Genomic DNA, 19,054 nt, shown 5'->3' on the forward strand with positions numbered 1-19,054 from the left:
AGCACACGAAAAAGCCCGGCGGATCACTCCACCGGGCCCGTTCGTCAGCGAGAATCGAAGGGGATCAGCCCTCGGCTTCGTCGGGCATGCCCATCATGTGGAAGCCGGCGTCGACGTGGACGACTTCGCCCGTGGTCGAACGGCCAAGGTCCGAGACCAGCCACAGGGCGGCGCCGGCGACGCCTTCCATCGAGGTGTCTTCCTTCATGGCGCTGAAGGCGCGGCCCTGGGCGATCATGCCGCGGCCGCCGGCGATGCCTGCGAGAGCGAGCGTGCGCATGGCGCCGGCCGAGATCGCGTTGCAGCGGATGCCCTTGGGGCCGAGGTCCCGGGCGATGTAGCGGGTCGCCGCTTCCAGGGCGGCCTTGGCCACGCCCATGGTGTTGTAGTTCGGGATGGTCCGCTCCGACCCCAGATAGGTCATGGTGATCAGCGAGCCGCCGTTCGGCATGATCTTGGCGGCGCGCTTGGCCACGTCGACGAAGCTGAAGGCCGAGATATTCATCGCCGTGAGGAAGCCCTCGCGGGTGGTGTTGTCGACGAACGAGCCCTTCAGCTCGTCCTTGTTGGCGAAGGCCACCGAGTGCACCACGAAGTCGATCGTGCCGAACTTCTCCTCGACGGCGGCGAAGGCCGCGTCCATCGAGGCGTCGTCGGTGACGTCGGCCGGGATCAGGGTGTTGACGCCGATGCTCTCGGCCAGCGGGCGCACGCGGCGCTCCAGCGCTTCGCCCTGATAGGTGAAGGCCATTTCGGCGCCCTGGGCGGCCAGTTGGCTGGCGATGCCCCAGGCGATGGAGTTGTGATTGGCCACGCCCATGACGAGGCCTTTCTTGCCCGCCATCAGCTCGCCCTTGGGGAATGCGTAGTCGTCGGCCATCGGTCGGCTCCTTGATCTTTGGCCGCTGGTTAGCAGTCCCGTCGCGACGACGGAACCCCGGCGCCCTAGAAACGCGGCGTGTGGCGGGTCAGCCGGTAGACGATCGCGGCCGCCAGCTGCTTGGCCGGAACCGCCACCCGGCGGCCCGCGCGGCGCGGCCAGCGCCAGCCGCCGGTGGCGATGTCGGCGGGCAGGCGGCGCGCCTGGCGGTCCTTCGTCGACAGCATCGGCGTGTAGTAGATGCAGTCCTCGAAATAGTAGTGCAGCACCAGCGAGCGCCGCGTGGACGCCGGGTCGAGCATCTTCGAACCCCCATGGGCGAGATTGGCCGCCCACACCGCGATCTGGCCCTTCTTGAGCATGGCCAGGCTCGGTTTCAGCCCGGCCTCGTCGAGCTGCCGCCGGATCGCCGGGGCGTAGAGGTCGTTGTAGTTGGCCGCCGTCGTCGCGCCGTCCTCGGCGCCGGCTTCCGCCATGGTCAGCACCGGCAGGCGGTGGCTGCCGGGGTAGTAGACGAGGGGACCCGCCTCGGGCCGCACATCCTCGAGCGCCAGCCAGACGCCGCACATGAAGCCGCCGGGCTCTGCGTGGAAATGCAGGGTGTCGGCGTGGACGTCCTGCTGGCTGCCGCGGTGGAAATTCAGGCTCTGGAACGGGAACGGCTCGCGACCATAGGCCAGGGCCAGGCGGGCCAGGATCTCCGGATGGGTGGCGACCCGTCGGATGGCCTCCGACCGACGCCAGGCGTCGTGCACCCGCGTCGCGCCGCTCTCGAAATGATGGGCGGTCTCGGCGTCAATGCGGTCGCAGAGGTCCAGCAGGTCGTCGCCGAGGTCGATGATCGCCAGGCCGTCGCGGGCCAGATCGCGGGCGAAGGCCTTGTGCGCCTCGGGCGCGTCGGTCAGGGCCAGACGAGCCTCAAGATCCCCGGCCTCGATCCAAGGAGCGGAAATCGCCTGCGCCGCCGCGCCCGCAACACGAGATGACATTTCGTAACGCCCCGAACCGTGGCGATACTCAATCGACGATCGACCAGATCCGGTCAAGCATCGCGGCGCGGGAAGCGCGGAAGTCGAGATGATGGTCGCGGCTGGCGACCGGACCGAGCAGGGCGGGATCGACCAGCCCGTCCGCACCCAGGAACGGCGCCAGATCGTCGACGAACGTCAAGCCCTCGGCCTCGACGGCCAGGCGCAAGCGTTCGCCAACGCGGCGATGCAGCGCGGTGCGTCGCGCCAGGTCGGGGATCTCCAGCCCGACCAGCGCCGCCGCCAGATCTTGGCCGGCCGGGCCGTGCTGGTCGATGATGTGGCCGTTGACATAGCCAGCGCGCCAGGCGGCGTCCGACAGGGCAGGCGGGAACAGCGACATCACCCGCACGCGGGCCCGCTGGCTTGCTGGAACGGCATCGACCAGGAACGCGACATAGCGGGCGATCGTCTCGTCCGCGAAGGCGTCGAACTCAGCGTCGTCGAAGGCCAGGGCGCCGGCCGCCAGCCGCTTGAAGGGATGCACGAACTCTATGTCGACCTGGCCGAACTTGGCGAGGATCGGCAGGCCGTCGATCGCCAGCAGGCGGGCGAGGGCGGCGCGGACGCGAGGGCCCGCGCCCGACCGACCGCCATCCCCGGCGAGGCCGCGAGCCGAGGCGCCGGTCTCCAGGCTCCAGATCGGCAGCAGCCAGCGCCCGTCACGTCGGCCGCGCCGGCACAGCAAGCGACCGTGACTGTCGCCGACCAGGCCGTAGGGCAGGGCGCCGGCCGCGACCAGGGCCGGCAGGCGGGCTTCGAGGCGCGAGGCGGGATCGGCGGCGGCCCGGCAGATCTCGGCCCAGGCCCCGTCGAGCGGGCGGAAGGCCGGCAGGGGCGAGGCGCCTGCCGACCGGACCACGGCCACGCCGGGTCCATCCGCCATGGACCACAGGCGGCGGGCGCCGCCGCGAACCGTATCGATCGCGGCGGCCCGGATCAGGTCAGTCGACCTGGCCGAAGATCAGCGTGCCGTTGGTGCCGCCGAAGCCGAAGCTGTTGGACATCACCGCGTCGAGCGGCTTGTCAGAGCGTTGGCGCAGGATCGGCAGGTCGGCGAACTCGGGGTCGAGGTTCTCGATGTTGGCGCTCTCGGCCGCGAAGCCGTTCTTGAGCATCAGGATCGAGTAGATCGCTTCTTGAGCGCCGGCCGCGCCGAGGCTGTGGCCGGTCAGCGACTTGGTCGACGAGATCAGCGGCGCCTTGTCGCCGAACACCTCGCGCACCGCGCCCATCTCCTTGCTGTCGCCGACCGGCGTCGAGGTGCCGTGCGGGTTCAGATAATCGATGGTGCGGCCGCCGGTCTCGGCGATCGCCAGCTTCATGCAGCGGGCCGCGCCTTCGCCCGACGGGGCGACCATGTCATAGCCGTCGGAGTTGGCGGCGTAGCCGATCAGCTCGCCATAGATCTTGGCCCCGCGCGCCTTGGCGTGCTCGTACTCCTCGAGCACGACGATCCCGGCGCCGCCGGCGATCACGAAGCCGTCGCGGTCCTTGTCGTAGGCGCGGCTGGCCACGGCCGGGCGGTCGTTGAAGTTGCTGCTCATGGCGCCCATGGCGTCGAACAGGTTCGACAGGGTCCAGTCCAGCTCCTCGCAGCCGCCAGCGAAGACGATGTCCTGCTTGCCCAGCTGGATCTGCTCAGCGCCCGCGCCGATGCAGTGGGCGCTGGTCGCGCAGGCCGAGCTGATCGAATAGTTGATCCCGCGGATCTTGAACCAGGTCGACAGCACCGCCGACGGACCCGAGCTCATGGCCTTGGGCACCGCGAACGGACCGATCCGCTTGGGACCGCGTTCCTTCGTCGTGGCCGCGGCCTCGACGATGACGCGGGTGGACGGGCCGCCCGAACCGACGATCAGGCCGGTGCGCTCGTTGGAAATCTCGGACTCTTCGAGACCGGAATCCGCGATCGCCTGCTCCATGGCGATGTGGGCGTAGGCCGTGCCGGGCGCGAGGAAGCGCGCGGCCCGGCGATCGACCAGGCCTTCCCACTCGATCTGAGGCGCGGCGTGCACCTGGCAGCGGAAGCCGAGCTCGGCGTATTCCGGTGCGGCGACCACGCCCGACTTGGCTTCGCGCAGCGAAGCCAGCACCTCGTTGGCGTTGTTGCCGATGGACGAGACGACGCCCAGTCCCGTGACGACGACGCGACGCATATCTGTACCTCTTTCTCCCCGATCCGCCGGAGCCGGCTCCTTGCAGAACGGCCGGCTAGTCGGTTGGATCAACCCGCCATCTGTTCGGCCGTGAACAGGCCGACCTTGAGGTCCTTGGTTTCGTAGATGACCTTGCCGTCGGCTTCCAGGACGCCGTCGGCGATGCCCATGACCAACTTACGCATGATCACACGCTTCAGGTCGATCTTGTAGACCACCTTCTTGATGTCCGGCGTGACCTGGCCCGTGAACTTCACCTCGCCGACGCCCAGGGCGCGGCCGCGGCCGGGGGCCCCGGACCAGCCGAGGAAGAAGCCGACCAGCTGCCACAGGGCGTCCAGGCCCAGGCAGCCGGGCATGACGGGGTCGCCGATGAAGTGGCAGCCGAAGAACCAGAGGTCCGGATTGATGTCGAATTCGGCCTCGATGTAGCCCTTGCCGTGCGCGCCGCCGTCGGCCTCGATGCGGACGATGCGATCGAACATCAGCATCGGCGGCACGGGCAGCTGGGCGTTGCCGGGTCCGAACAATTCGCCCCGGCCGCAGGCCAGGAGCTCTTCGAAGGTGTAGGCGCTCTTTTGCATGAGAACGCCCCTAGCACGGCGGCGGGGCGGGCCTCAATGTTACATTCGGCGACAATTGGTGAGGACCGCCCGTTCAAGTCGCTCTTTTAGGGCGAATATCGTCCGGGTCAGCGCGCTTCTGGACACTGCAGCGCCTCCTTGGCGCCCCAGAACTGGTCCTCCGGCGCCCAGCCCGAGGCCCCGTCGGCCTTCAGGCGGCACCAGCCCTTCTCGCACTTGTCGAGCGTGGCGATCGAGCGGCCGCGCAGATAGGCGCTGATCCGCGACTCGGCCTTGGGCGAAGAATGAAGGGGCAGGGGAGCGTCCTGCACGCGCATGGCGGTGCGGCGGCCGTCGGTGGTGCGCTTGTGCACCCAGGCCAGGCCGCCCTCGGGATCGCAGATCCTGCGCCACTCGCGGGTTTCGGCCACCACCTGCACCGGCAGCCCCTTGGCCTTGTAGATCCACAGCAGGCGGTGATCCTCGTCCGGACCCTGGCGGGCGTTGACCTCGCCGTACTTGAGCACGACGTAGCGCGGCACCGGAAGGCCCGACGGGGTCGTGGTCGGCGGCTGGGCGAGCGCGGCGCCCGCCGCCAGCAGGGCGGCGACCGCGATCAGACCGCCCAAGCCGCGAAAACCACCAAGCGAACGATGTTTGCTTTTCACCGGCATGTTGCTTGGCCGCTTCCGGCCCCTTTGCTACAGATTTAGAACGCCCGTCAGGGAAGGCTTTTCAGACCGCCCATGCCCGTTCGCAAGCTCAAAGTCGTCGTCACGCGCAAGCTGCCCGATCCCGTCGAGACGCGGATGTGCGAGCTGTTCGACACAGAACTGAATCTGGCCGACAAGCCCCTGACGCCCGACGAGCTCGTCGACGCCATGGGACGAGCCGACGTGCTGGTGCCCACCATCACCGATCGGATCGACTCGCGCCTTCTGTCGCGATCCGGCGACCGGCTCAAGCTGATCGCCAATTTCGGGGCCGGGGTCGACAATATCGACGTCGCCACGGCCAACGCCCGCGGCATCATCGTCACCAACACCCCCGGCGTCCTGACCGAAGACACCGCCGACCTGACCATGACCCTGATCATGGCCGCCGCGCGCCGCGTGGTCGAGGGGGCCGAGGTGGTGAAGGCCGGCGATTTCCACGGCTGGTCGCCGACCTGGATGTTGGGCCGCCGCCTGTGGGGCAAGCGCCTGGGCATCGTCGGCATGGGCCGGATCGGCCAGGCCGTGGCCCGCCGCGCCAAGGCCTTCGGCATGCAGGTGCACTATCACAACCGCAAGCCCGTCAGCCCGCGCATCGCCGAGGAGCTGGGCTGCACCTACTGGGAAAGCCTCGACCAGATGCTGGCCCGGATGGACATCATCTCGATCAACTGCCCGCACACCCCGGCCACCTACCACCTGCTGTCGGCCCGGCGGCTGAAGCTGCTGCGGCCCCACGCCATCGTCGTCAACACCGCCCGCGGCGAGGTCATCGACGAGGGGGCCCTGGCCAACATGCTGGCGCGCGGCGAGATCGCCGGCGCGGGCCTGGACGTCTACGAGCACGAGCCGGCCATCAACCCCAAGCTCCTGAAGCTGCCCAACGTGGTGCTGCTGCCGCACATGGGCTCGGCCACGGTCGAGGGCCGCATCGACATGGGCGAGAAGGTCATCGTCAACGTGAAGACCTTCATGGACGGCCACCGTCCGCCCGACCGCGTCATCCCGGCGATGCTCTGAGGCGAGAGCCTTCGGCGGCGGACAACTTGACCTTGTCCAAGGCCAAGCTTTAGCTAGACCCCTGTATCGGGGGTTTCGAGTTCGATGATTTCGCGTCGCGGCGTCGTGGGGGGCGCTTTTGGCGTGCCGGCTATCCTGTCGGCCTGGAGTTCGGTCGCGGCGGAGTCCGCGCCCGCGGATGGGCCGCCGAGCCTGGACGAGCTGCTGAAGCCCTCGCGGGTGCGCAGCGCCGCCCTGTCGCCCAACGGCGAGAAGATCGCCCTGCTGGCGCTGCAGGACATCGACGGCAAGAAGATCGCCACCGTCACCTTCCTGAAGGCGGCCGATCCCGCCGACGGGCCCAAGACCATCCGCATCGGCTCGATCAATGTCGAGCGGATCGCCTGGGCCAATGACGAGCGCCTGCTGATCTGGATCAACAACAACAGCGTGGCCTCGTTCACCTCGACCGGCTCGCGGATCGGCGCCTCGTACGGCGGACTGTCGGTGCGCCGGATCCTGGCGATCAATGTCGGCGGCGGCGACGAGGTCGTGCTGTTCGGTGACAAGCGCATCAAGCTGCGCGAGAACTTCGATCTCGGCTATGTCGTCGACATGCTGCGCGACGACCCGCGCCACGTGCTGATGGCGGTATGGGAAATGACCCGCGACGCCCTGGGCGTCTACAAGGTCGACGTCTACACCGGCGAGGCCGAGCTGGTGGAATACGGCGGCGCCACCACCCGTGGCTGGGACGTCCAGGACGGCCGGCCGGTGCTGCGCTACGACTTCAACAATCGCGGCTCGGTGCTGTCGCTGTACGGCCGCCCGCCCGGCGACGACAAGTGGACCTTCATCCGCAAGATCCGCCGCAGCGAGTGGGAGAAGATGGACTTCGAGGTGCTGGGCGCCTCGCCCGAGCCGGGCGTCCTGCTGGTCGCCAACCGCCTGGAGGACGGCGAGGCCCGGATTCTGCGCAAGTTCGACCTGCGCACCTTGAGCTTCGGCGAGACCGTCTCCGAGCGCCTCGGCCGCGACCTGGAAGACGTGCTGGTCGACGAGAAGGGCCGCTTCTTCGGCGCGCGCTACACCGACGACCGCGTCGTCTATCAGTTCGCCGACCCGAAGATGAACGCCCACTACAAGGCGATGAACGGCTTCTTCGGCAACGAGGCCAACGTCTATCTGACCGGCGCCAGCGCCGACGGCCAGCGCCTGCTGGCCTATGTCTACGGGCCGCGCATGCCCGGCTCGTTCTTCTTCTACGACAAGCAGGCCAAGCGCTTCGAGGCGCTGGGCGAGCGCCAGCCGTGGCTGACCGAAGCGCGCCTGGCGCCGATGGAGACCCTGGACGTCGCCACCCGCGACGGCGTCAAGCTGCGCGCCTACCTGACCCGGCCGCTGAAGCCCGGCCCCCATCCGCTGGTGGTGCTGCCGCACGGCGGGCCGGAGATCCGCGACAGCGTCGAGTACGACCTCTTCGTCCAGAGCTTCGCGGCCCAGGGCTGGATGGTGCTGCAGGTCAATTTCCGCGGCTCGTCCGGCTATGGCCGCGCCTTCGTGGAGGCCGGCCGGCGACGCTGAGGCGACCGCATGCAGGAGGACATCGAGGACGCCATCGAGCAGGTGGTCAAGGCCGGCGGCGTCGCCCCGGGCAAGGTCGCCATCTGCGGCGCCAGCTACGGCGGCTACGCGGCCCTGATGGGCGCGGTGCGCAAGCCCGAGCTCTACAAGGCCGCCGTGTCGATCGCCGGGGTGAGCGACCTGCTCGACATGCTCTCCTACGAGCGCGAGGACGGCGACGACTCCCCGTCCTACAAGTACTGGGTCGAGACCATCGGCGATCCGGCCAAGGACAGGGCCATGCTGGAAGCCGCCTCACCGGCCCGCAACGCAGCCAAGGTGGCCGTTCCGGTGCTGCTGATCCACGGCGCCGACGACTGGATCGTGCCGGCCCGGCAGTCGCGGATCATGGCCAAGGCGCTGCGCGACGCCGGCAAGACCGTGCAGCACGTCGAGCTGCGCGACATCGGCCACCGCAACTGGGACGAGGCCGCCTTCAAGGCGGTGCTGAACCCCGCCATCGCCCACCTGAAGACGGCCTTCGCCTGAAGACGGCGATCGCCGCACCCTGTAATTGCAAAGCTTGCGAAAACTCGCGAGTGTGCCGACGCGCGGATCGTATCGGTTCGCGCCTGTATCCAGTCGCGACCGGGGGGCCGCCGCTTTGCTTACTCGACGTCACGTGATGGCGGCCGCTTCGGCGGCCCCGCTGCTCATCGATCGCGCCCTGGCCGGCGACGACAAGACAGCCAAGGCCGCGCCGGTTCCACACAGCATCGACGACCTGCTGAAACCGCCGGTCATGCTGGACGTCGCGCTGTCGCCGGACGGCACGCGGCTGGCCTTCCTGGTCGAACGCCGGCTCGGCGACAACAAGCGCGACCTGCAGCTCGTCTATCGGCGGACCGTGGAGACCGAGGCGCCGAAGGGTCCGATCAGCCTGGGCGACTACGCCGGCGAAAAGATCGTCTGGGCCAATGACGAGCGGCTGCTGGTCTGGCTACGGCGAGAGTACGACATCCGGTACTCTCGTGGGCGAACCAATGCCTTCGGTTCCTACGCTGGAACTCTTACGGGCCGGCGGCTTCTTGCCGTCGGTGAGAACGGCGCCAACCCCATACTGCTGTTCAGCGAACCTAACGACGGGCCTATATGGCTCGGCGACGCAAGCCAAGTCATCGACATGATGATCGACGATCCCCAGAACATTCTGATGTGGGTGGGTGGCAACCTGAAAAAGGTCGATGTCCTAACTGGCGCGATACAGAGCGTCGAGCAGGGCGCCTCGGACACCGTGGGCTGGGTGACCCAACGGGGCACCCCCCTCATCCGCTACGACACCAACAACACCGGTTCCAAGATCGCGGTGATGGTCCGGCCGCCGGGCGCAAAGGCGTGGAAGCACTACCGCACCATCCGCCGCGACGAACGCTACGAAGCGCCGGAACTGCGCTTCATCGCCCCCACGGCCGAGCCCGGTATGCTGCTGGTGCTCGACAATGACGAGACCGCCGACCTGCCGGCGATCCGGCTGTTCGACACCCGGACCATGACCATGGGCGAGGTGTTCGCCCACCACAACAAGCGCCCTATCACCGGCCTGTTCATGGACGACGAGAACCGGCCGATCAGCATCAGCGTCAGCGACGACCGGGCCAAGGACTGGTTCGTCGACCCCGACCTGGCGGGCCACTACGAGCGGGTCGTGGCCACCTTCGACAAGACCGAAAGCGTCAGCCCCTACGAGGTCAGCCGCGACCGCAAGTGGCTGGTCTTCGCGGTCAGCGGGCCACGCAATCCCGGATCCTTCTGGCTGTACGACGTCACGCGCGGCTCCCTGAAGTTCCTGGCCGACCGCCAGCCGTGGCTGACCGCCGAACGCCTGGCGCCGATGGAGGCGTTGCGGGTCGAAACCCGGGACGGCGCGACGATCACCGCCTATCTGACGACGCCGATCGTTCCGTCGGACAAGCCACGCCCGCTGGTGGTGTTGCCGCACGGCGGACCCGAAGTGCGCGACACCCTGGCCTTCGACATCTTCGTCCAGGCCTTCGCCGCCCAGGGCTGGATGGTGCTGCAGCCCAACTTCCGCGGCTCGAGCGGTTATGGTCGCGCCTTCGCCGACAAGGGCCGCCGCCACTGGGGCGACCTGATGCAGGCCGATGTCGAGGATTGCGTGGCCAAGGTCCTGGCCTTGGGCGCGGCGGATCCGAACAAGGTGGCGATCTACGGAATGAGCTACGGCGGCTATGCCGCCCTGATGGGCGCTGTGCGCAAGCCCGACCTCTACAAGGCCGTGGTCTCGGTGGCCGGCGACGCGGAACTCTCCAAGACCCTGTCCTTCGCCCGCCAGCAGGAAGGCTACGATTCCGACGCCTACGCCTACTGGATCCGGACCATCGGCGATCCAAAGACCGACAAGGCCATGCTGGCCGAGGCCTCGCCCGCCCTGCGCGCCGGCGAGATCAAGGCGCCGGTGCTGCTGATCCACGGCGTCGACGACACCATCGTCGGCGTCGAACAGTCGCGGATCATGGCCAAGGCCCTGAAGGCGGCCGGCAAGCCCTGCGAAGTGATCGAGATGAAGGGCGTCGGTCACCGCGACTGGGGCGATGAAAATCTCAAGATGGTCCTGGAGAAGTCCATCGCCCACATCGGCAAGGCCTTCGCCTGACGCTTAGGACCGCATCGACCCCGTCTCCATGAACCGCTGGTGCCACGACAGCGCCTCGCCCGGCAGGGTCGGGGTCTGGCGGCCGTAGGCGCCGGCCTGGGCGCGCTGGAAATAGTCCTCCAGGCCCGGGCGGAAGTCGGGGTGGGCGCAGTTGTCGATGATCACGCGGGCCCGCTGCTTGGGCGACAGGCCGCGCAGGTCGGCCAGGCCCTGTTCGGTGACGATCACTTGGACGTCCTGGTTGATGTGGTCGACGTGGCTGACCTGCGGGACGATGGCCGAGATCTTGCCGCCCTTGGCCGTCGACGGGGTCATGAAGATCGACACATAGGCGTTGCGGGCGAAGTCGCCCGAGCCGCCGATGCCGTTCTGGATGCGCGAGCCCATGACGTGGGTCGAGTTCACCGCGCCGTAGATGTCGGCCTCGATCAGGCCGTTCATGGCGATGCAGCCCAGGCGCCGGATCAGTTCGGGATGGTTGGAGATCTCCTGCGGCCGCAGGATCATCTTGTCGCGGAACCTGGTCATGTCGGCGTTGAGGCCGGCGGCCGCCTCGGGGCTCAGCGAGAAGGCCGTGGCCGAGGCCATGCGCAGCTTGCCGGCCGCCAGCAGGTCGAGCATGCCGTCCTGGATCACCTCGGTATAGGCGGTCATGTTCTCGAACGGGGCGTCGACCAGGCCGGTCAGCACGGCGTTGGCGATGTTGCCGACGCCCGACTGCAGCGGCAGCAGCGACGGCGGCAGGCGGCCCTTGGCGACCTCGTGGGCGAAGAATTCCAGCAGATGGCCGGCGATCGCCAGGGCCGAGGCGTCGGGCGCGGCGAAGGGCAGGTTACGGTCGGGCGCGTCGGTCTCGACCACGGCGACGACCTTGGCCGGATCGACCCGGAAATACGCCTCGCCGATGCGGTCGTCGGGCTTGACCAGCGGGATCGGCACGCGGCTGGGGGGCAGGGCGGTGCCGTAGTAGATGTCGTGCATCCCCTCCAGCGCCGGGTTCTGCCAGGCGTTGACCTCGAGGATGATCTTGGAGGCGCGGTCCAGCCAGGTCTTGTTGTTGCCCACCGACGAGGAGGGGATCAGCGAGCCGTCGGGCCGGATCCCGGCGATCTCGACCACGGCGGTGTCGAGCGGCCCCAGGAACCCCTGCCAGGCCATGGGGGCGACCTGGGAAAGGTGCATGTCGAAATACTCCATCTCGCCGCGATTGATCTTCTCGCGGGCGATAGGGTCGGAATTGTAGGGCAGGCGGAACTCGACGCCGTCGCTCTTGGCCAGGGCGCCGTCCAGTTCGGGACCGGTCGAGGCGCCGGTCCAGACCTTGACGCGGAAGGGATCGCCGGCGGCGTGGGCCGCCTCCATCCGCTCGGCCAGCGCCATCGGCACGGCCTTGGGATAGCCCGAGCCGGTGAAGCCGCTCATGCCGACGGTCGAGCCCGGCTCGATCAGGGCGGCGGCGTCCTGGGCGCTCATGGTCCTGGCGGCCAGGCCCGGATGGGCGATGCGGGGGTTGGTCATCGGTCTCTCCCTGCGGCCGACCGGCGCGCGAGGGGAGGTCCGCCGGGACCGGCGGCGGCGAACCTAGACCAAACGTCCCAGGCCCTCACCTACGTAAATACCCGTAACGACAAGGTTTTCGCCGAACGACGCTATCGCCCGCAGCTGGGGCAGGCGGGATCCGCACCGATCCGCACCGTGCGGGTCTCGGCCGCCAGGGCGTCGTAGATCAACAGGCGCCCGGACAGCGACTGGCCGGCACCGGCGATGACCTTCACCGCCTCCAGCGCCATCATCGAACCGATGACGCCCGCCAGGGCCCCGACCACCCCGACCAGGGCGCAGGTCTCGGCGTCGGGCGGAACCTCGGGCACCAGGCAGCGATAGCAGGGTTGGCCGTGGAACACCCCGACCTGGCCGGTCCACCGGCCGAGAGCCCCGCTGACCAGGGTCTTGCCCTCGGCCAGACAGGCGTCGCTGATGGCGAAGCGGGTGGAGAAATCGTCGGTGCCGTCCAGCACGATGTCGTAGTCGCGGACGATCTCGCGGGCGTTGGCCGCGTCCAGCCAGACGGGGTGGGGCACGACCGTCACGTTCGGATTGAGAGCCGCAAGGTGAGCAGCGGCGGCCTCGACCTTGGGCCGGCCCACGTCGCTTTCGGCATAGAGCACCTGGCGCTGCAGGTTCGACAGCGACACCGCGTCAGCGTCCGCGAGGCCGATCGTGCCCACGCCGGCGGCGGCCAGGTAGAGGGCGGCGGGCGCGCCCAGGCCCCCGGCGCCGACCAGCAGCACCCTGGCGGCCTTCAGCTTCTGCTGCCCCGGTCCGCCGATCTCGCGCAGCACCAGGTGGCGGGCGTAGCGCTCGACTTCGCGTTCCGAAAAGCTCATGGCGCTTGACCCTCCAGGCCGGCCTCGCCACATGCGAAGCCATGCAAAGCTCGAACTCGTTCCCCGACTGGCACGGCACCACCATTCTCGCGGTGCGCAAGAACGGCCAGACCGTGATCGCCGGCGACGGACAGGTCTCCATGGGGCCAACCGTCGTCAAGGGCAACGCCCGCAAGGTGCGCCGCCTGGCCGGAGGCGCTGTCGTCGCCGGCTTCGCCGGGGCCACGGCCGACGCCTTCACCCTGATCGAGCGGCTGGAAGCCAAGCTCGAGCAGTATCCCAACCAGCTGGCCCGGGCCTGCGTCGACCTCGCCAAGGACTGGCGCACCGACCGCTACCTGCGTCGGCTGGAGGCCATGCTGCTGGTGGCCGACAAGGACGCCATCTACACCGTGACCGGCGTCGGCGACGTGCTGGAACCGGGCGAAAGCCCCGGCGGCGGGGCCGTGGCGGCCATCGGCTCGGGCGGCAACTACGCCCTGGCCGCGGCCAAGGCGCTGATCGACCAGGACCTGACGGCGGAAGAGATCGCCAGGCGTGCGATGGCGATCGCGGCCGAGATCTGCGTCTACACCAACGGCAACCTGACCGTGGAAAGCCTCTAACCCCAAGGAACCTCCCCCTTTGGGGGAGGCGGCCGTAGGCCGGAGGGGGGCCGTTTTCAGCTTCCGAAACGCCGGCCGATTTCGAAACCTCTCCCCCCACCGATCGCTGCGCGATCGCCTCCCCCAAAGGGGAGGTTCCTCGCGACCGGCGACGCGCTAGGGTGAAGCGGCAGGAGGCCCGACCATGTTCAAGCTTCTTCCGCCCGCCCTGATCGCCATCGCCCTGGCCACCCCCGTGCTCGCCCAGGAGATCTCCGCCGCCCCGGTCGAGGCCGCCGAGCGCGCTTTCGCCGCCGACGGCCTGGCGCTGGGGATAAGGGGCTCGTTCCTCAGGCACATGGCCGACGACGCCATCGTCTTCGCCCCTGGCCCGGTGAACGCCCGCGAGTTCTACGAAAAACGCCCGGGGACCAACGAGCCCAAGCTGTTCTGGTGGCCGCAGAAGGTGGTGATCGCCCGCTCGGGCGATCTTGGCCTGTCGCTGGGCCCCTGGAGCATCGACGACAAGCGCGGCGGCTACTACGCCACCATCTGGCGCAAGGGCGCGGACGGCGTGTGGAAGTGGGTCTACGACGGCGGGGCGCAAGCCGATCCCGGCAAGGCCCCCGGTCCCGACGCCGCCGCCCAGGCCGGTCCGCTCGCGCCCGCCGGCGCGGAATCCCAGGCCAAGGGCTTCGAGGAAGCCCGCGCCGCCGAAGCCGCCCTGGCCTCGTCGGCCGCGACCGACGCCCCGGTCGCCTACAAGAGCGTTCTGACGGACGACGCCTGGCTGCTCGGCCCGAAAGAGACCAAGGCTCTTGCCGGAAACGATCTTTCCGCCCGCCTGGCCCTGCGTCCGGCCGCGATCGCGCTGCGCCCGCAAGGCGGCGGGGCGTCCGGCGCCGGCGACCTCGTCTGGACCCACGGCGAAGCCAGTTGGAGCGGACCGGATAACAAACCCGTGGCGGCGCACTATATGCACGTCTGGCAAAGGCGCGCCGAAGGTTGGCGCCTGATCTTCGAGACCCTGATCAACGACACATGACCGAGTTCTCCCCCCGCGAAATCGTCTCCGAACTGGATCGCTTCATCGTCGGCCACGCCGAGGCCAAGCGCGCCGTCGCCGTGGCCCTGCGCAACCGCTGGCGCCGCCGCCGCACGCCGGCCGACCTGCAGGACGAGATCACCCCCAAGAACATCCTGCTGATCGGCCCCACGGGCGTCGGCAAGACCGAGATCGCCCGGCGCCTCGCCCGCCTGGCTCAGGCGCCGTTCCTGAAGGTCGAGGCCACCAAGTTCACCGAGGTCGGCTATGTCGGCCGCGACGTCGACCAGATCGTCCGTGACCTGGTGGAAAGCGCCCTGGGCATGGTCCGCGACAAGCGACGCGCTGGCGTGAAGGCCAAGGCCGAAGCGGCCGCCGAGGATCGCATCCTCGACGCCCTGACCGGTCCCGGCGCCACCGCCGCCCGCGACAGCTTCCGCAAGAAACTGCGGGCCGGCGAACTGGACGACAAGGAGATCGAGCTGCAGCTGGCCGACAGCGGCGGCGGCGGCATGTTCGAGATCCCCGGCCAGCCGGGCGCCTCGGTGCTGAACCTGTCGGAGATGATGAAGTCGTTCGGCGGTGGCCGCACCAAGACCCACAAGACCACGGTCTCGGGCGCCTGGGCCCCGCTGATCGCCGAGGAAAGCGACAAGCTGCTCGACCAGGAGGCCCTTACGCAAGAAGCCCTGTCCCTTGCCGAGAACCACGGCATCGTCTTCCTCGACGAGATCGACAAGGTCGCCAGCAGCTCGCAGCGCTCGGGCGCCGACGTCTCCCGCGAAGGCGTGCAGCGCGACCTGCTGCCGCTGATCGAGGGCACGACGGTGTCGACCAAGTATGGGCCGGTGAAGACCGACCACATCCTGTTCATCGCCTCGGGCGCGTTCCACGTGGCCAAGCCCAGCGACCTGCTGCCGGAGCTGCAGGGCCGCCTGCCGATCCGCGTGGAGCTGAAGGGCCTGACCCGCGACGACCTGCGCCGCATCCTCACCGAACCGGAAGCCAACCTGCTGCGCCAGCACCAGGCGCTGATGGCCACCGAGGGCCTGACGCTGGTCTTCACCGACGAGGCCATCGACGCCCTGGCCGACGCGGCCGTGGCCGTGAACGGCTCGGTAGAGAACATCGGCGCCCGTCGCCTGCAGACGATCCTGGAAAAGGTGGTCGAAGAGATCAGCTTCTCGGCGGCGGATCGCGGCGGCGAAACCGTCACCATCGACGCGGCCTATGTGAAGGAACGGGTCGGGGCCCTGGCGGCCAACGCGGATCTGAGCCGGTATATTCTCTAGAGCGGCGGTCCCGAAGGAAAGATATGCTCGAAGATCGAGACTGGACCAGCGCTCCCGGGGCGACTGAAGCGGCGCTGCACGCCTTGCGGCAGGCCGCGCCCGTGGAGCTGCCGCGGAGCTATTACGACCTGTTGGCCCAGAGCGACGGCGGGGAGGGTCCGCTTCCCGTTCAGCCCTACAACCTGTGTCTCGACCCAGCGACGACGACGGCGAAGGCGATCCGAGACGGCGGGTATTTCGAGGGCTTCATCGTCTTCGCAAGCAGCGGCGGCGGCGAGCTTCTCGCCTTCGACATCCGCGGCGCGGCGCCCTGGCCGATCATCGCCATCGACATGGTCGCGGGTCCGGAAACGGCTGAACCGGTGGCCGACGACTTCGACACCCTGCTCGACCTGATCGGACGCGAAGAGGCCTGATCCCGTCCCAATCCCCACGAAGAAAGGCCCGGGCGTCGCCGTCCGGGCCTGAAGTCAGAGGGGACTTACTAGGGGGATACGAGGGTGAAATGCGCATGGCCGCGCTTTCGTTCCACAACCCCTGCGACATTAAGTCTTTGTTCTCAAACCGCCCCGACGGCCCGGCTCGGTAAACGGCTCTTAACCAAACCGGCCCACAAGATCGCTCCGTAGGACTCTGGAGTGGTTCATGGCGCGAGTGGCGCGGCGATCGAATGTGGAGCTGGTCTGGGAGGCGGTCCGCTACGGCTGGGCGCAACCCTGGACGGCCCGGTTCCGGGGCGGCGTGCTGGCCGTGCTGGGCGCTGGCCTGTTGCTGTCGCTGGCCACCTATGACGCGGCCGATCCCAGCTTCAACGCCGTCAGCAGCGCGCCCGCGACCAACGCCCTGGGCGGGGCCGGCGCCATGGTGGCCGACGTCGTCGTGCAATCGCTGGGACTGGCCGGCTGGATCGCCGCGATCATGATGCTGGTCTTCGGCCTGGCGCGCACCGCCCAACCCGATCCTGACGCCCACCGCAAGGAACTGCGGGTGCGCGCCGGTGTCGGCGTGGCCGGCCTGCTGGCCCTGGCCGGCTTCCTGACCATCCTGGCGCCGCCCGCCGTCTGGCCACTGGCCAAGGGCCTGGGCGGCTTCTGGGGCGACGGCCTCTTGAACCTGATCGGCGGGATCTTCGGCTTCGCCCACATTCCCGGCGCGCGGATCATCGCCGCCCTGCTGCTGCTGGTCGGGGCCGTGGTCGGCGTCGGCTACGCCCTGGGCGTCCGCCGCGTCGATCCCGAAAGCCTGATGGCCCTGATCGCCCGCCTGACCGCGCCGCGTGAACACGCCCCGCGCCAGCCCGAGCCCGAACCCGTTCGCGCGCCCCGCGCCAAGGCCGCCGCCGCGCCCCGCCGCGCCGTCCGCGACGCCATCGAGGCGATCGACGACCAGCCCGCGCCCACCCAGCGCCGCGGCGCCCGTGCGCCCGCGCCGGTCGAAGACGACGCCGGCGACATCCCCGCCCCGCCCCAGCCCGCGCCACGCGCCGCCAAGGCCGCCCGTCCGGCCCCGCCGCCGGTGGACGACGAGGATGATTTCGCGCCCAGCTTCGACGCCCGCCCGCTGGCCATCCGCCAGCCCAAGGCCCCGGCCGCGACCAGCAACCGCGAACTGCGCGAGCAGCAGAAGACCTTCGACTTTGAAGAGGACGAAGACGGCTTCCAGCTGCCGGAACTGGCCATGCTGGCCAAGTCCAAGCCGCGCTCCTCGGAATTCGACGAAGGCGCCCTGCGCCAGAACGCCCGCCTGCTGGAAAGCGTGCTGGCCGAGTTCGGCGTGAAGGGCCAGATCGACCAGATCCGCCCGGGTCCCGTCGTGACCATGTACGAGCTGGTGCCGGCCCCGGGCGTGAAGACCGCCCGCGTCGTCGCGCTCGCCGACGACATCGCCCGCTCGATGAGCGTGATCTCGTGTCGCGTGGCCGTGGCCCAGGGCCGCAACGCCATCGGCATCGAAATGCCCAATTCGCGTCGCGAGACCGTCTATCTGCGCGACCTGCTGTCGAGCGCCGACTACGACAAGGCCAGCTCGATCCTGCCCATGGCCCTGGGCGAAACCATCGGCGGCGAGCCCTATATCGCCGACCTGGCCAAGATGCCCCACCTGCTGATCGCCGGCACCACCGGCTCGGGCAAATCGGTCGGCGTCAACGCCATGATCCTGTCGATCCTCTACAAGCTGCCGCCCGAGAAGTGCCGCTTCATCATGATCGACCCGAAGATGCTGGAACTGTCGGTCTATGACGGCATCCCGCACCTGCTGGCTCCGGTCGTGACCGATCCGAAGAAGGCCGTCGTGGCGCTGAAGTGGACCGTCCGCGAGATGGAGGACCGCTATCGCCGGATGTCCAAGATCGGCGTGCGCAACATCGGCGGCTACAACGAGAAGGCCAACGAGGCCCTCGAAAAGGGCGAGCACTTCGAGCGGACCGTGCAGACCGGCTTCGACGACGCCGGCCGCCCGATCTACGAGACCGAGCAGATCCGCCCCGAGGCCATGCCCTACCTGGTCGTGGTCATCGACGAGGTCGCCGACCTGATGATGGTCGCCGGCAAGGACATCGAAGGCGCCGTCCAGCGCCTGGCCCAGATGGCCCGCGCCGCCGGCATCCACCTGATCATGGCCACCCAGCGCCCGTCGGTCGACGTCATCACCGGCACCATCAAGGCCAACTTCCCGACCCGGATCAGCTTCCAGGTCACCTCCAAGATCGACGCCCGCACCATCCTGGGCGAGCAGGGCGCCGAACAGCTGCTGGGCCAGGGCGACATGCTCTACATGGCCGGCGGCGGCCGCATCACCCGTCTGCACGGCCCGTTCGTGTCGGACGGCGAGGTCGAGGCCGTGGCCAAGTTCCTGCGCGACCAGGGCATCCCCCAGTACCTGGAGGAAGTCACCGCCGGTGGCGACGAGGAGCAGGAAGAGGCCATCGAGGGCGCCTTCGCCGGCGAGGGCGGGGCCAACGACCTCTACGACCACGCCGTGGCCGTGGTCACCCGCGACCGCAAGGCCTCGACCAGCTACATCCAGCGCCGCCTGCAGATCGGCTACAACCGCGCCGCCTCGCTGATGGAGCGGATGGAGAAGGAAGGCGTGGTCGGCGCCGCCAACCACGCCGGCAAGCGCGAGATCCTCGCGCCCCCGCCACCGGCGCTTTGATCCCTCTCCCC

Annotated in this window: 17 protein-coding genes; 9 read left to right on the plus strand and 8 right to left on the minus strand. The window is 69.0% G+C overall.

From position 1 onward, the window contains the following. Window positions 1-64: 64 nt before the first annotated feature. The 6 genes from AC07NG_RS02510 to AC07NG_RS02535 form a co-directional block, all read right to left on the minus strand. On the minus strand, window positions 65-880 hold the full coding sequence (locus AC07NG_RS02510; protein ID WP_492854081.1) for an enoyl-ACP reductase FabI: 816 nt from the start codon (window positions 878-880) through the stop codon (window positions 65-67). Window positions 881-945: 65 nt separating this feature from the next. After that, complete coding sequence (locus tag AC07NG_RS02515) at window positions 946-1,869, minus strand: phytanoyl-CoA dioxygenase family protein (protein ID WP_494591984.1); 924 nt, start codon at window positions 1,867-1,869, stop codon at window positions 946-948. Between the two features lie 28 nt (window positions 1,870-1,897). Then, on the minus strand, window positions 1,898-2,776 hold the full coding sequence (locus tag AC07NG_RS02520; protein WP_494591986.1) for a hypothetical protein: 879 nt from the start codon (window positions 2,774-2,776) through the stop codon (window positions 1,898-1,900). A gap of 76 nt (window positions 2,777-2,852) precedes the next feature. Continuing rightward, window positions 2,853-4,067, minus strand: a complete 1,215-nt coding sequence (gene fabB / locus AC07NG_RS02525; RefSeq protein ID WP_492854084.1) for a beta-ketoacyl-ACP synthase I — start codon at window positions 4,065-4,067, stop codon at window positions 2,853-2,855. A 68-nt stretch (window positions 4,068-4,135) separates the two neighbouring features. After that, window positions 4,136-4,651, minus strand: a complete 516-nt coding sequence (fabA, locus tag AC07NG_RS02530) for a 3-hydroxyacyl-[acyl-carrier-protein] dehydratase FabA (RefSeq protein ID WP_110119995.1) — start codon at window positions 4,649-4,651, stop codon at window positions 4,136-4,138. Between the two features lie 107 nt (window positions 4,652-4,758). Next, a complete protein-coding gene (locus tag AC07NG_RS02535) occupies window positions 4,759-5,304 on the minus strand; it encodes an SH3 domain-containing protein (RefSeq protein ID WP_487291346.1) in 546 nt (181 codons plus the stop codon). Between the two features lie 72 nt (window positions 5,305-5,376). Between AC07NG_RS02535 and AC07NG_RS02540 the strand changes: the two genes are divergently transcribed. From AC07NG_RS02540 to AC07NG_RS02555, 4 genes are all read left to right on the plus strand, one after another. After that, window positions 5,377-6,363, plus strand: coding sequence for a 2-hydroxyacid dehydrogenase (locus AC07NG_RS02540; protein ID WP_487291348.1), 987 nt, complete (start codon window positions 5,377-5,379; stop codon window positions 6,361-6,363). Window positions 6,364-6,447: 84 nt separating this feature from the next. Continuing rightward, complete coding sequence (locus AC07NG_RS02545; protein ID WP_494591988.1) at window positions 6,448-7,926, plus strand: alpha/beta hydrolase family protein; 1,479 nt, start codon at window positions 6,448-6,450, stop codon at window positions 7,924-7,926. A 9-nt stretch (window positions 7,927-7,935) separates the two neighbouring features. Beyond that, a complete protein-coding gene (locus AC07NG_RS02550; RefSeq protein ID WP_494591990.1) occupies window positions 7,936-8,454 on the plus strand; it encodes an alpha/beta hydrolase family protein in 519 nt (172 codons plus the stop codon). A 136-nt stretch (window positions 8,455-8,590) separates the two neighbouring features. Further along, the gene (locus AC07NG_RS02555; protein ID WP_494591992.1) at window positions 8,591-10,579 is read left to right on the plus strand and encodes an alpha/beta hydrolase family protein; all 1,989 of its coding nucleotides are present in this window, start codon (window positions 8,591-8,593) and stop codon (window positions 10,577-10,579) included. A 3-nt stretch (window positions 10,580-10,582) separates the two neighbouring features. Here AC07NG_RS02555 and scpC read toward each other — a convergent pair whose 3' ends face one another. Together scpC and AC07NG_RS02565 are read right to left on the minus strand one after the other, a co-directional pair. Beyond that, on the minus strand, window positions 10,583-12,097 hold the full coding sequence (gene scpC / locus AC07NG_RS02560; RefSeq protein WP_494591994.1) for a succinyl-CoA:acetate CoA-transferase ScpC: 1,515 nt from the start codon (window positions 12,095-12,097) through the stop codon (window positions 10,583-10,585). Window positions 12,098-12,228: 131 nt separating this feature from the next. Next, window positions 12,229-12,966 (minus strand): HesA/MoeB/ThiF family protein, encoded by a 738-nt coding sequence (locus AC07NG_RS02565; protein WP_494591996.1) that lies wholly within the window; start codon window positions 12,964-12,966, stop codon window positions 12,229-12,231. 5 nt (window positions 12,967-12,971) lie between these two features. Between AC07NG_RS02565 and hslV the strand changes: the two genes are divergently transcribed. The 5 genes from hslV to AC07NG_RS02590 all read left to right on the plus strand — a co-directional run bounded on the left by hslV (window position 12,972) and on the right by AC07NG_RS02590 (window position 19,043). Next, window positions 12,972-13,571, plus strand: coding sequence for an ATP-dependent protease subunit HslV (gene hslV / locus AC07NG_RS02570; protein WP_199228459.1), 600 nt, complete (start codon window positions 12,972-12,974; stop codon window positions 13,569-13,571). Between the two features lie 184 nt (window positions 13,572-13,755). Then, window positions 13,756-14,595, plus strand: coding sequence for a DUF4440 domain-containing protein (locus AC07NG_RS02575; protein WP_494591998.1), 840 nt, complete (start codon window positions 13,756-13,758; stop codon window positions 14,593-14,595). Further along, a complete protein-coding gene (gene hslU / locus AC07NG_RS02580; protein ID WP_492854090.1) occupies window positions 14,592-15,887 on the plus strand; it encodes an ATP-dependent protease ATPase subunit HslU in 1,296 nt (431 codons plus the stop codon). The genes AC07NG_RS02575 and hslU overlap by 4 nt, the downstream gene beginning before the upstream one ends. A 23-nt stretch (window positions 15,888-15,910) precedes the next feature. Continuing rightward, a complete protein-coding gene (locus AC07NG_RS02585; protein WP_494592001.1) occupies window positions 15,911-16,303 on the plus strand; it encodes an SMI1/KNR4 family protein in 393 nt (130 codons plus the stop codon). A 229-nt stretch (window positions 16,304-16,532) separates the two neighbouring features. Continuing rightward, window positions 16,533-19,043, plus strand: coding sequence for an FtsK/SpoIIIE family DNA translocase (locus AC07NG_RS02590; protein ID WP_494592003.1), 2,511 nt, complete (start codon window positions 16,533-16,535; stop codon window positions 19,041-19,043). Window positions 19,044-19,054: the final 11 nt, after the last annotated feature.

The sequence above is a fragment of the Caulobacter sp. GW821-FHT10C03 genome, assembly GCF_059415485.1.

Excerpts from the sequence above, each read along its gene's own strand:
- AC07NG_RS02510 (WP_492854081.1), bottom strand. The coding sequence starts at position 880 with ATGGCCGACGACTACGCATTCCCCAAGGGCGAGCTGATGGCGGGCAAG.
- AC07NG_RS02515 (WP_494591984.1), bottom strand. The coding sequence starts at position 1,869 with ATGTCATCTCGTGTTGCGGGCGCGGCGGCGCAGGCGATTTCCGCTCCT.
- fabB (WP_492854084.1), bottom strand. The coding sequence starts at position 4,067 with ATGCGTCGCGTCGTCGTCACGGGACTGGGCGTCGTCTCGTCCATCGGC.
- fabA (WP_110119995.1), bottom strand. The coding sequence starts at position 4,651 with ATGCAAAAGAGCGCCTACACCTTCGAAGAGCTCCTGGCCTGCGGCCGG.
- AC07NG_RS02535 (WP_487291346.1), bottom strand. The coding sequence starts at position 5,304 with ATGCCGGTGAAAAGCAAACATCGTTCGCTTGGTGGTTTTCGCGGCTTG.
- AC07NG_RS02540 (WP_487291348.1), top strand. The coding sequence starts at position 5,377 with ATGCCCGTTCGCAAGCTCAAAGTCGTCGTCACGCGCAAGCTGCCCGAT.
- AC07NG_RS02545 (WP_494591988.1), top strand. The coding sequence starts at position 6,448 with ATGATTTCGCGTCGCGGCGTCGTGGGGGGCGCTTTTGGCGTGCCGGCT.
- AC07NG_RS02550 (WP_494591990.1), top strand. The coding sequence starts at position 7,936 with ATGCAGGAGGACATCGAGGACGCCATCGAGCAGGTGGTCAAGGCCGGC.
- AC07NG_RS02555 (WP_494591992.1), top strand. The coding sequence starts at position 8,591 with ATGGCGGCCGCTTCGGCGGCCCCGCTGCTCATCGATCGCGCCCTGGCC.
- scpC (WP_494591994.1), bottom strand. The coding sequence starts at position 12,097 with ATGACCAACCCCCGCATCGCCCATCCGGGCCTGGCCGCCAGGACCATG.
- AC07NG_RS02565 (WP_494591996.1), bottom strand. The coding sequence starts at position 12,966 with ATGAGCTTTTCGGAACGCGAAGTCGAGCGCTACGCCCGCCACCTGGTG.
- AC07NG_RS02575 (WP_494591998.1), top strand. The coding sequence starts at position 13,756 with ATGTTCAAGCTTCTTCCGCCCGCCCTGATCGCCATCGCCCTGGCCACC.
- hslU (WP_492854090.1), top strand. The coding sequence starts at position 14,592 with ATGACCGAGTTCTCCCCCCGCGAAATCGTCTCCGAACTGGATCGCTTC.
- AC07NG_RS02585 (WP_494592001.1), top strand. The coding sequence starts at position 15,911 with ATGCTCGAAGATCGAGACTGGACCAGCGCTCCCGGGGCGACTGAAGCG.
- AC07NG_RS02590 (WP_494592003.1), top strand. The coding sequence starts at position 16,533 with ATGGCGCGAGTGGCGCGGCGATCGAATGTGGAGCTGGTCTGGGAGGCG.